The sequence below is a fragment of the Autumnicola edwardsiae genome, from assembly GCF_031846505.1.
In the GTDB taxonomy this organism is placed as follows: domain Bacteria; phylum Bacteroidota; class Bacteroidia; order Flavobacteriales; family Flavobacteriaceae; genus Autumnicola; species Autumnicola edwardsiae.
The window spans coordinates 1-11,283 of the sequence record NZ_JAVRHP010000100.1 but is presented as its reverse complement, the minus strand read 5'-3'; the positions used below and the strand labels follow the sequence as shown (position 1 = coordinate 11,283).

Annotated in this window: 11 protein-coding genes; 9 read left to right on the top strand and 2 right to left on the bottom strand. The window is 38.3% G+C overall.

The genetic code is table 11. From position 1 onward, the window contains the following. Window positions 1–318 precede the first annotated feature (318 nt). From RM529_RS18255 to RM529_RS14255, 9 genes are all read left to right on the top strand, one after another. On the top strand, window positions 319–1,449 hold the full coding sequence (locus RM529_RS18255) for an ATP-binding protein (protein ID WP_489752737.1): 1,131 nt from the start codon (window positions 319–321) through the stop codon (window positions 1,447–1,449). A gap of 152 nt (window positions 1,450–1,601) precedes the next feature. Continuing rightward, window positions 1,602–2,276, top strand: a complete 675-nt coding sequence (locus RM529_RS14290; protein WP_311485445.1) for a hypothetical protein — start codon at window positions 1,602–1,604, stop codon at window positions 2,274–2,276. A gap of 126 nt (window positions 2,277–2,402) precedes the next feature. Then, window positions 2,403–2,693, top strand: coding sequence for a helix-turn-helix transcriptional regulator (locus RM529_RS14285; protein ID WP_249600029.1), 291 nt, complete (start codon window positions 2,403–2,405; stop codon window positions 2,691–2,693). A gap of 34 nt (window positions 2,694–2,727) precedes the next feature. Further along, entirely contained in the window at window positions 2,728–3,951 is a 1,224-nt protein-coding gene (locus RM529_RS14280; protein WP_311485444.1) for a DUF5906 domain-containing protein, read from the top strand. A gap of 199 nt (window positions 3,952–4,150) precedes the next feature. Then, complete coding sequence (locus RM529_RS14275) at window positions 4,151–5,086, top strand: DUF8464 domain-containing protein (protein ID WP_311485443.1); 936 nt, start codon at window positions 4,151–4,153, stop codon at window positions 5,084–5,086. After that, the gene (gene mbpA, locus RM529_RS14270; RefSeq protein ID WP_311485442.1) at window positions 5,061–5,558 is read left to right on the top strand and encodes a mobilization protein MbpA; all 498 of its coding nucleotides are present in this window, start codon (window positions 5,061–5,063) and stop codon (window positions 5,556–5,558) included. The genes RM529_RS14275 and mbpA overlap by 26 nt, the downstream gene beginning before the upstream one ends. After that, window positions 5,555–6,424 (top strand): relaxase/mobilization nuclease domain-containing protein, encoded by an 870-nt coding sequence (locus RM529_RS14265; RefSeq protein ID WP_311485441.1) that lies wholly within the window; start codon window positions 5,555–5,557, stop codon window positions 6,422–6,424. The genes mbpA and RM529_RS14265 overlap by 4 nt, the downstream gene beginning before the upstream one ends. Window positions 6,425–6,434: 10 nt before the next feature. After that, complete coding sequence (locus RM529_RS14260; protein WP_311485440.1) at window positions 6,435–6,734, top strand: DUF6730 family protein; 300 nt, start codon at window positions 6,435–6,437, stop codon at window positions 6,732–6,734. A 489-nt stretch (window positions 6,735–7,223) separates the two neighbouring features. Next, window positions 7,224–8,978: a hypothetical protein gene (locus RM529_RS14255; protein ID WP_311485439.1), complete on the top strand. Its 1,755-nt coding sequence runs from the start codon at window positions 7,224–7,226 to the stop codon at window positions 8,976–8,978. Window positions 8,979–9,078: 100 nt separating this feature from the next. On the opposite strand, the gene RM529_RS14250 is transcribed toward RM529_RS14255, so the two are convergent. Both RM529_RS14250 and RM529_RS14245 read right to left on the bottom strand, forming a co-directional pair. After that, a complete protein-coding gene (locus RM529_RS14250; protein WP_311485438.1) occupies window positions 9,079–10,053 on the bottom strand; it encodes a YihY/virulence factor BrkB family protein in 975 nt (324 codons plus the stop codon). A gap of 105 nt (window positions 10,054–10,158) precedes the next feature. Next, a complete protein-coding gene (locus RM529_RS14245; RefSeq protein ID WP_311485437.1) occupies window positions 10,159–11,136 on the bottom strand; it encodes a hypothetical protein in 978 nt (325 codons plus the stop codon). Between the last annotated feature and the right edge of the window lie 147 nt (window positions 11,137–11,283).

The window sequence follows — 11,283 nt, the reverse complement described above, 5'->3', positions numbered from 1 at the left end:
GGAGCAAAATGAAGCCTTTTGAGAAATCGAAAGGCTTTGTTTTTTTGATGGGTACAACATAGGTACAACAAATTTTTTCATATTTCTTTTTATCGTTAGTTGAGACTTTATCAATTTCTTCTTCGACGAGCTTCCATCATATTCACTTTTTTGAGGATCTTAGAATTTGTCTAAGTTCCTTTTCTTACTCGCTTTTCTAAATTCAATTAACTTTAATTAATAGCATTCATATTGAATAAGCTATTTTTCCTTCAGAAAAATGATACTTAAATATAATATTTGGGGAATATAATCCCTAAATATTATTATATTTAGGGAATACAATCTCTGAATATAATAAAAAGAGCATTAGAGAATAAAATTGAAAAACGCTTTGGGACCGGTAAGGCAATTCTTTTAATTGGCCCCAGACAAGTTGGTAAGACAACTCTTTTCAACAAATTACTGGAAGGGAAAGAATATCTTTTTTTAAATGGAGATGATCCCACAGTTAGAAGATTACTTTCCAATCCTAACTTAGAACAACTCAAAAATATAATTGGAACTCACCAAATAGTATTTGTAGACGAAGCCCAACGCATAGATAATATAGGGCTCACTCTCAAATTAATTACAGATCAATTAAATTCGGTTCAACTCCTGGTTAGTGGTTCTTCAGCCTTCGAATTAAACGACCAGACTCAAGAGCCGCTTACAGGTAGAAAATGGGAATATCAGCTGTATCCTATTTCCTGGGGAGAATTTGAATCACATATAGGATTTCTTAAAGCTGAGCAACAATTAGAATTAAGGATAGTCTACGGAATGTATCCCGATGTGATTAATAACTTTGGAGAAGAAAAAGATATTCTGAAACAACTTACCGATAGCTATTTATATAAAGACATCCTGAGTTATGGAGGAATTCGAAAACCAGAAGTACTGGAGAAATTATTAAGAGCCCTTGCCTTTCAAATTGGCAGTGAGGTGAGTTATAACGAATTATCCCAATTGTTGGGGATTGACAAAAAAACGGTCGCAGCCTACATTGACCTGCTCTGCCAAGCTTTTGTAATATTCAAGCTCCCAAGCTTCAGTAGGAACCTACGGAACGAAATTAAAACCAATCAAAAAATCTTCTTCTACGATACCGGTGTTAGAAATATGATAATTGGTGATCTAACGCCTATGGACAATAGACAGGATAAAGGAAATCTGTGGGAAAACTTCTTAATAGCTGAACGTTTAAAATTTAGGGCTTACAACAGTTCCCTTTCTAAAGGATATTTTTGGAGAACCGTGCAACAACAGGAAATAGACTACGTTGAAGAAGAAGCTGCGATACTGAAAGGCTTTGAGATCAATTGGAAACAAAAAAACAAAATAAAAATACCAAAGAAGTTTTCAGAAACCTATGATGCGAGAGTCACTATTATTAATAGAGATAATTTTAGAGATTTTTTGAATTAAAATGTTGTAATATATTCTAAAAATACATCGTTCAAATTATCAAGTTCTGCCGCTCCGTTGCCTAATCCATTTAGATTATTATCACTTGGTGCATTTTGGTACTTCTTCCTAAAGTTTCTTTTGGCTATATTTATTAGGTTGAACCTGTTGCCATGGAAAAGTTTATTCTCAATGCCGGAAAGGTGCTGGCCAGATGGCGGTCAGGAATAAATTATTTCCTGGAGGAGAAAGTACAGCGCAGTTCCACCAATCTTATTCTATTTCTCCTTTCTACTTTCGTTGTTTTTATTTTAAGTTTCAGCCTTTTCTTCGGCGTCCGTTCTATTATCGATAACTACGTTATTTTCCTGATCCTCTTTAGCATAATGCTTTTGATCCTTATTTGGGTAGCCATATTCTATGAATCGGAAAAACATTTGGAAACAGGGCGACATCCATTCCAGATAGTTTCTATAAAGAAATTCCAGGTGAGGTTTGAGTTACTGCATCTCGACAAGGAGTCAAAAGAGCAATTCCTCCGGCTCATGAAAGGATTACGAGTCAGGAAAAAGATCAATTTTACCATAGGTAATAAAAGCGGGGACTCCGCCAATCATCGTATTCTCTTCGTTCTTTTTGATGAACTGGTGGTTGGTGGTATCCAGGATCTTACCGGGGAGCGCAAGCGCAGCTTTTTCAATTTGCTCATGGATTCTTTTTTAATGAACAATGAGCCGCTAAAAGAAAACACCTTAAAGACCAGTTTTTCCACCTGGAAGAATGACCAGGAAAAAATTAATTCCCGCAATCAGCGAAAATTCATCCGGCAGCTGCTCGGCAAAGAATAATTATAGCGTAATTTCCTTCTTATTTGCATTATCCTATTGTTTTACAGGTATTTGCTTTCCTAAGTTTGTCCTGCGCAAAAATGTAAAAGGCCTTTTACTCATTCTCTAATTTTAATGCTAATCGTTATGAATGAGCAAAAAGAAGTGGTGGGTTTACTGGAAGAAATTAAAGTCTTACTCTCCCACACTAAAAAAGTAATGAACGTGGAAGACCTGGCACAATATACCGGACTTTCCAAAAGCAAGATCTATAAGCTTACGCATCTGCGGCTTATCCCTATGGGGAACAACCCCAATATCCGTCAAAAGTTTTTTGACAAGGATAAGATAGATGCCTGGCTACTGGGAGAACCTGAGCTTTCTGATGAATTCCTGGAACAACAGTTCAACCAGAAGCTGCTAAAAAACCGGAAGTAGGTTTAGCCTTTACTAATTTCAAAAACTTTTAAAGATGAAAAAGTTATCCTACATCAGGGTGGGTACCTGCTATTATAAAATAGTACAGCTGCCCACCATTACCGGGAGTTTTAATGAAACCCTGGTTCCATGGAATATCGAAACGCTACGTAATGATCACGGTAAAGCTTTTATCGGCGCCATTAAAAGATATGATGGTTTTGCATGTCTTCCCAGTCATACGGATTTTAAACAGGAATTCCATGGGTTTTACAACACCTATTCTCCTTTGCCTCATACTCCCCAGGCAGGTAAAATTGAGATCTCCCTGCGCTTTATGAATCATATCTTCGGGAGCCAGGTAGAGCTGGGATTTGATTACCTGCAACTGTTATATTTAAAACCGCTGCAGATGTTACCTATACTTTGTTTGGTATCTAAAGAAAGAGTTACCGGGAAAACAACTTTCCTTAAATGGTTAAAAGCCATTTTTGATAACAACCTGACTTACCTTACCAATGATAATTTCAGCAGCCAGTTTAATGCCGATTGGGCAAATAAACTTCTGATTTGTATTGATGAAGTGCTGTTTAATAAGGAAGAACTTACCGAACGCATCAAATACCTAAGCACCACCGATTTTAACAAGCTCGAAGCTAAAGGCAAAGACAAGCGGGAGGTGGAATTCTTTAGCAAATTTATTCTCTGCAGCAACAATGAAGATAACTTCATTAAGATCGACACTGAGGAAACGCGATTTTGGGTGTTGAAAATCCCTTCCCTGGAAAAAGAAGAAACACATTTTTTAGAAGATCTTAAAGCAGAAATTCCGGCTTTTCTCTACTACCTGGAACACCGAAAATTAACGACTACACATAGAACACGAATGTGGTTTACTCCGGAAGAGGTGCGCACTAATGCTTTGGCGAATTTGATGCAAAATAACCGGAACCGTGTCGAAAAGGAACTGGCCAGTATTCTCTTAAGCCTTATGGAAACTTGTGAAGTAGACGAAGTAGCTATTTGCCCCATGGATGCTTTGTATGTTTTAAACCGAACTCGGATTAAAACCGATTTAACGCAATTGCGGCAGATCCTAAAAAAGGAATGGAAGCTAACCAACCAGGACAACTCCCTAAGCTATCAGAAGATGATCATGTGGCTGGAGGGTGGCCTTGGATTAACACCTGCAAAGGGACGGTACTATACTGTTACAAAATCATTTTTACTGCAGCGCTTTGGGGAAGAACAGAAAAATACTGAGATGATGCAAAATTGATACGCCTGGGGAAGCCTGTATGTAAAGGTTTTTCCATCAGATCAGCATCATTCCGGGTCATTTAGAGCGCACCACACTGGGAAACATCTTTAGGTTATTTCTTTTTTTTTGATGAATGATGAGAAAATATAAATAAGACCAGTGATAGCAAGGGTTTTCCGCCTCATCGTTTTCCTCATCGTTTTTTCATCAAAAAATAATGATGAAGTGGGAATGGGGGATTGGATGGCATTTAATTCAGAAAATAGAAAAATCAATAATGAAAACAGAAAGAACAGTAGCAATGAGCTGTGAAAGCGCCCGTAATCTTTGCATCGTAAAAACGCTGGCAAAATTAGGGCACTTCCCCAGCAAGACAACGGAAAAAGAAGCTTGGTTTCTGAGTCCCCTTCGGTCAGAAACCCAAGCCTCTTTCAACGTCTCTTTAATGAAGAATTTATGGTATGACTTCGGAATTGGAAAAGGAGGTTCTGTTATCGATCTGATCATGGAAATGAAATCCTGTTCTGTAAAGGAAGCAATGGAATTTCTAAAGGCAGATACTATTATTCCTTGTTTTCATGTGCCTAAGCCACAATTGCATTCTGAAAACAAAATTGAAGTCATAGGTATAGGAACTTTAAAACATTTTGCTTTAAAAGGCTATTTACGCTCCAGGAACATTCCTCTTGAAATTGCCCGGCTGTACTGTAAAGAAATCTGGTACCGGTTGAACAACAGGGAATACTTTGCCATAGGATTAGAGAACAGCCTGGGAGGATGGGAGCTTCGGAATAAATATTATAAGAACTCCTCTTCTCCTAAATCATACAGTTTTATCGATCATTCTTCAGATCGACTGCTCGTAACAGAAGGCATTTTTGATTTTCTTTCCCTTGCTGTTTTAAATGAGGAACTGGTCATGGCTTCAGATGTTATGGTGCTTAATTCCCTTTCTTTCCTTAAAGACATTGAAGAACTTATTCCATACTACCGGGAAGTATTGCTCTTCCTGGATCATGATGCTGCAGGAGAAAAAGCTACTCAGGAGCTTCTAAACCTTTATGATAATGTCACTGACTCCAGTGCTCTTTATAACGGATATGTAGATCTAAACGATAAACTGAAAGATGAAAAATGTCAAACAGAAAAATGAACTCCACGGAAAGGATCAGGATGTAATTCCTAAAGAGGTGGCTTTAAAAACTAAGCAGGACGAGAAGGACCTTCCTATATCCTTCTCAAATTTGGATGATAATTCAAGATGTGTGCCTGTGGGCACAATCTTGATTGCTCCCGATGGTCGCAATAAAAAAAAGGAGCGGTTTAAGGGGAAAAGCCAAAACATAAAATTCCGGTGTTCCATTTATGAAAAGAAGCTGCTCAAAATAAAAGCCAGGCACAGCGGAATTTCCTTAAGTGAATTTTGCAGAAGGGCGGCCTATGAAAAAGAAATCAAGGAACGCCTCTCCGAGGATCATATCGAGATCTATAAAACGCTTTCAAAGTTTCATAACAACTTCAAGTCAATCGGGAATATGTTCCGCAGAAAGGACCCTGAACTCTCCCGGGAAATCTATAAGCTGGCCGAAGAGATTAAAACCCACCTTCAAAATGTAAAAAAATGATTGGCAAAGGAAAAGCAATAGCGCATACAAGGGCTTCCATGCAGTACGGCTGGAACCAGGAAAAAGATGCCCAGGTGATCTTCTCCCAAAATCTTACTACCGATTCTCCTAATGAAGTGACCGCAGAATTCCGGTTTACCCAGGAGCTCAACCAGAATTGCAAAAACAATACGCTTTCCTTTGTACTAAGTCCTACCATAGAAGATGGAAAACACCTTGATAAGAAAGAACTCTCCAGGATATGCGCTGAATTTATGAAGGAAATGAACCTAAAAGACCGCCAGGCAATTGCTTTTGTACATACTAATAAAGAACATAAGCATATTCATCTTTATGTAAACCGTATTGATTTTAAAGGACAGGCCTACAATGATAGCTTTATCGGCAAACGCAGCCAACAGGCTGCAGAGAAAGTGGCGGAAAGGATGCAGCTCACCACGGTTAAACAGGTGCAGTGGGAAAAAGAAATGAATCTCTCCTCCATACGAACTGAAATAAAGAGAAGGCACGATCTTACCATGAAACAGTTCAGGCCGCGCAGCTTTGAAGATTATATCAAAGGGATGGAAACAAACGGGCTAAAAGTCATTCCCTGCATCAACAAAGCGGATAAGCTCCAGGGCTTTCGCTTTGAGTTTGACAACTTCAACCTAAAGGGTAGTGAAGTGCACCGTTCCATGACGGGTGGTAATATTGGTAAAAGCCTGGCTTCAGGGAAAACAATACCGAACTTCCTTAGAGAAAATACTCAATTAAAATTAGCAGGGAAAACAGTCGAGCTCTCCACAGGAATGGTCAAGGCTATAGCCAAACACGTTATTAAGAAAGTTATCTCCAAAGGCCTGGATATAGGCATGGGGCTTTAAATTTAAAATCATGGCAAAATTGGAACAACTTAGTGAATTGCTGGTTTCAGAAATCAGCCAGTTTGAAAAGACGGTGGAAAAACTGGAGAAAATTCAGCAGGAAAAATTGGCTATTGATAGCAACAGTCTGGAATATGCCCTAAAGCAACAGCAGGAAAAAATCGAAAAGGCACTGGATTCCCACAGCCGGGAAATGAATAGTCTCGGCCATAAAATTAAAAAGGCAAAGGCTTACCCGGCATGGGCTCTAACGCTCTTTACCGCTTCTTTGATTCTAAATGGAATCCTGGTTTATATAATTTTCTTCTAATAGAATTTGGCTCACCTATATTATAAATTAAAGAGGAGTATTGCCAGTGGCTGGAAGATCAAAATTAGGATTTGTCATGACAAATGGCCCTGTGGCAAATTAGCCACTATTTACAGTAAATGCTCTGGAAAGCCTTGAAAACAGTTAAAAATTTACAGTAAAATATAAATAGGATGCGCCCTATGCTGTGAAATGATGCTCCAAATGTTCGGATTTACTTTTTATTCCTCATAGGTGCTGCGGATTGTACCTGGACTCTTGAAGATACAGGTGGTAAAACATGAGGATGCTGCTCCTCATATTTTTTGGCGCGACTTCTCCTCTTTGCAAGTGGAAAATGAAAACAAATCTATCTTTATGATTTTTTTAAGTGCTTGATTGTAAACATCATAAATAGCTCATAATGTGCTGTTAATTAACAATCTTTAAAGGAAGATTTTCCATCAATAATTCTAATTATGTTGTTTTATAACCAATTAAAATTACAAGATGAAAAATTTACTATTAACTGCATTTTTTATTGTAGGCAGTGGGATGCCTGCCCTCCAGGCACAGGAAAGAGAAATAGATTTGTTAACAGAATCAGTAGTAACGCCGCAATTTTTTATAGCTGTTATAGCGGGGGTCTTGCTGGCTCTTGGATTTCAGTTTATCCTTACTATTCTCTCTGTAGCTGCTGGCATTACCGCAATAGGAGATGTGAAGGAATCTTATGTACAAAGTAAAAATCATACCAGTGGGAAACATAATTTCAAGGAGGGAAATCACGACGAGAGCAATAGCGGTAGTAGCTCATCAACCGGAGTTATGGTTAGTACGGGCTTTGGGGTCTGGAGCACCATTACCGTGGCATTGTCCTTATTTGGCGCAACAGCCCTGGCGATAAACCTAAGTCTTATTACCAGTGTTTTGATCAGCATTACTTTAGGGCTGGTAATTTGGGCAACTTTTTTCATTATTCTTTTTTACCTGGAAAGCAGAGTTGTGAACACGCTGGTTGGAGGGCTTATTAATACGGCTACTGCAGGTTTACGTGCCTCCGGGGACGCGGTAAAGAGTATGTTTACCCCTTCAAAGGAAAAGCAGATAGAACATGTCGCAGAGAATACCATAGATAAGGTAAGAAAGGAATTTCAAAATAATTTTGATTCCGGGTTTTTAGAGGACTCTATAGATGAATTTTTCTCAAAAGTCGATCAGAAAACGCCTGATTATGAAAAGGTGAAAAATGATATCCAGCAAATAGTGAACGATTCTGTAGATAAGTCCACTCAGAAACAGGATTCTGGCAGCAGCAGTAGCCCCGGTAAATGGATGGCAGTTCAGAGAGTATTAAGCAAAGCTATAAATGAGAGTTCTGATGATTCTGAACAGGATAAAAGTAAGAAAGAGCAATTGCAAAAACTTCAGAAGGAATTTAAAGAAGCTTATGGCGAAGGTGATACCAACGAAGAAAAAGCTGAAAAGGTAATTGCTAAATTTACCCCGGCTGAAGAGGAAGAAGTAAAAGGTTACGTAAATAAAATCAAACAATTACTTTCCCAGGACAATTCTGATCAAATGGATTCCGAAGAATTGGAAAAGAGGATGAAGGAGATAATTAAAAATCCTAAAGTTGAGGCTGGTAAGCTCGGTAGTAAAATAGAAGAAATAGACAGGGATACCATAATTACTTTTCTTACCCAAAATACCTCTCTTAGCAGGATGCAGGCAGAGCAGTATGCCGATAAGGCAGAAAAGACCATAAGAAAGGTAAGCCTTCAGTTAAAAGGCAATACTACAGGTGACGCAGACAATGGTGTAGTTTCAAAAGTTCAGGCAGCACTGGCAGGATTAGGAGGGGCTTCTGGTAGTTCATCTAACCTTGATTTTTCTAAATTGAAGAGTATTGTTCAGGGCAAGATGGATAACCAGGAGGATAGCCTTGATACAGTTAAAGCCAGGCTTCAAAACATGGATAGGGATAAGCTTATAAGCCTTGTAACCAACAATACAAATATTGATCGTAAGGGTATTGATAAAGTAGTAGATTCTATTGAAGGTGCACGCGGAGAAGTATTGGCTAAAATTGAGGAAATAGAAGAAACTGCCAAAGGCAGAATGAAAATGATGGAACGTAAAGCAGTAATCCAGGCGGAACACACCAGAAAAACAGCTGCAACAGCAGCCTGGTGGTTAGTAGCCAGCGCAATATTTTCTGCCGCTGCGGCCATTGGAGGTAGCCTGTTATCTACTATTTCTTAGGTTCAGAAATATTTCCAAATATTTTTGAAAAAGGTTCATCTGGGAAGATGGACCTTTTTTAATTCTATCTATTTTCTAGTCTACTAATACTAAATCAATTTTATGCATCAGCACCTTTATCTTTGCCTGCTACCCTATCTGCGTGGTAAGCTTCCCTTTGTCCCATTGGTTCTTCTTTTCCAATGGTGGTATCTTTGCTGGTTTGATGTTCCATTTCCGAATTTATTTCCGCACCTAATAGCACAATAAAAGAAGTAAGGAATAACCACAAAAGAAGAATGACCACGGCAGCAAAACTGCCGTAAACGTCGCCGTAACTTCCAAAATTCCTCACATACCACGAAAATAGTATGGAACCAATTATCCACATAAAGCTTGATAAGGCTGCTCCCCATGAAACCCATCTAAATCGGGGATTATCTCGATGTGGAGCGATTTTGTAAATTAAACCCAGTGAAAAAATGAGGAGCAGCCCCAGGACAAGCCAACGTCCCCAGGTAATCACTGAAGATATTGTGGTAGATAAGCCAAGGTTACCTACAAGAACAGGGAAAAATATTACTAATAATAAACTTAACAGTCCGGCAAGAATAAGACCTAATGTGAAGGTTAGCGTAATCGCTGTTTTTTTGAAGAAGCTTCTTTCGTCTTCTTCGTCATAAGCAATATTTATTCCTTCAAACAAAGCTGAAGTCCCCTTGTTAGCACTCCATAAACTTAAAAGAATGCTTAAGCCTAAACCCCAACTAAGGGTTTGATCTGATTTTTGAAGAATGGGCTCGACAATTTGTTCTACTGTTTGGTAAGCTTCTGCAGGCAATAAGCTGTTAAGCATAGCAAGCTGGTCCTGTATTTGCGCGGTATCAATTATGAGGCTATAAATAGAAATGGCTGCAATAATTGTAGGAAAAAGTGATATAAAAAAATAGAACCCCACTCCTGCTGAAACTATTTGGACATGATCTTTAGAGATTTGATCTATCACTCTTTTCGCAATATCCTTCCATCCTCTTGTTGGAATTTCCTTTGGTGTTTTCGCCTTATGCCCCCTGTTATTAGATTTGCTCTTGTTCATTGGTAAAATAAAATTAACTATGATTAAAATTGATACTATATTTTAGAGAGATTTTAAGGCAACTATAGTTTTACTCCTGCTGAGTGATATCTGCTTCCCAAGATTTTAACTTAATAGATCTTCCCATTCCCAACCATCTTTATTTATAAGCCCCAATAGTTTACATCTCCGTTGCTGGTATTGCCGCAATTCTTCTTCTTTCCCATTTTCTAAGACAGTAGAATTATTTAAAGGATTCTCATAGGGGAAAGGTGGTGCTTTATCTGGGGATCCGGTAAAAGTATTGTCAAGCCTAACTATGTAATTATCCATGGCTCCTCTCAGCGCATTCCAGTTGTAGGCTTGGTCTGTCTTATCAAGTTCAAAGATTTCCTGAATAGTTATTGCTTCGTCAAGGGCTGCTAACCGAAGTGGTGCTGAATAATCTTTATAATTAGAATGAAAATAATGTAGCACGGGATAGGCAAGATGCCGTTCCGAATGTTGTAAAAGCATGTTTTCCAATGTGGTAAATCTATCGTAAAGAGCGCTGAAGCTTTTACCATTCCATCCTTTTTTAATAATCTGATTCGGTGTTCTTCCCAATTTAGTAATGTAAATGGCAAGGCTACGTTTAGCGATTACCGCCTGTAGCACAGGTAAGACATAGGAAATTCCCAGTGTAGTAAAAAACATACTGCTAATTCCCATTATGTTAGATATAATTCGCCAAAAATCAGACCCTGATTTAAGGTCTCCATTACCCAGAGAAGTTAAAGTATATCCAACATAATATATATTCCCTATAGTAGAAGCCGGTTTTTTAGTAGTTGTGTCTACCACTGAATCTGGATCGGAAAGGAATATTAGACTATATCCTCCCCAGATCATCAAGATCCAGAAAAGTACCAGGACAATTAAAATTGTTCCCCCGGCAAAAGTTAATACCTTGGAACTTCCTTTTTTACCGCCGATAAAATAAAAGATCTGCCAAATACCTGCAGCTAGAAATTTAGAGAATGTTCCACTTCCGTCTATGAAAATTACGGTTTTTATAATGTCAATGCTGACAGCAATGAGTAAAGATATTCCTAAGATAATCATTAAAAGGCTCACGACAGGATCTGATTTGTGCCGCTGAATATGCTTTCAGAACGTAATTGTAAGTTTCGAACCTAAGAATTCAACGACAATTAATGAGTTTTAAAAGTAAGATTAGTCATCTTGACAGAATGTTGAAATAAAAATTTT

Coding starts and splice junctions, on each gene's coding strand:
- RM529_RS14280 (WP_311485444.1), top strand. CDS start 2,728: ATGAAAAAGTTATCCTACATCAGGGTGGGTACCTGCTATTATAAAATA.
- RM529_RS14290 (WP_311485445.1), top strand. CDS start 1,602: ATGGAAAAGTTTATTCTCAATGCCGGAAAGGTGCTGGCCAGATGGCGG.
- RM529_RS14255 (WP_311485439.1), top strand. CDS start 7,224: ATGAAAAATTTACTATTAACTGCATTTTTTATTGTAGGCAGTGGGATG.
- RM529_RS14260 (WP_311485440.1), top strand. CDS start 6,435: ATGGCAAAATTGGAACAACTTAGTGAATTGCTGGTTTCAGAAATCAGC.
- RM529_RS14275 (WP_311485443.1), top strand. CDS start 4,151: ATGATGAAGTGGGAATGGGGGATTGGATGGCATTTAATTCAGAAAATA.
- mbpA (WP_311485442.1), top strand. CDS start 5,061: ATGAAAAATGTCAAACAGAAAAATGAACTCCACGGAAAGGATCAGGAT.
- RM529_RS14250 (WP_311485438.1), bottom strand. CDS start 10,053: ATGAACAAGAGCAAATCTAATAACAGGGGGCATAAGGCGAAAACACCA.
- RM529_RS14245 (WP_311485437.1), bottom strand. CDS start 11,136: ATGATTATCTTAGGAATATCTTTACTCATTGCTGTCAGCATTGACATT.
- RM529_RS14285 (WP_249600029.1), top strand. CDS start 2,403: ATGAATGAGCAAAAAGAAGTGGTGGGTTTACTGGAAGAAATTAAAGTC.
- RM529_RS14265 (WP_311485441.1), top strand. CDS start 5,555: ATGATTGGCAAAGGAAAAGCAATAGCGCATACAAGGGCTTCCATGCAG.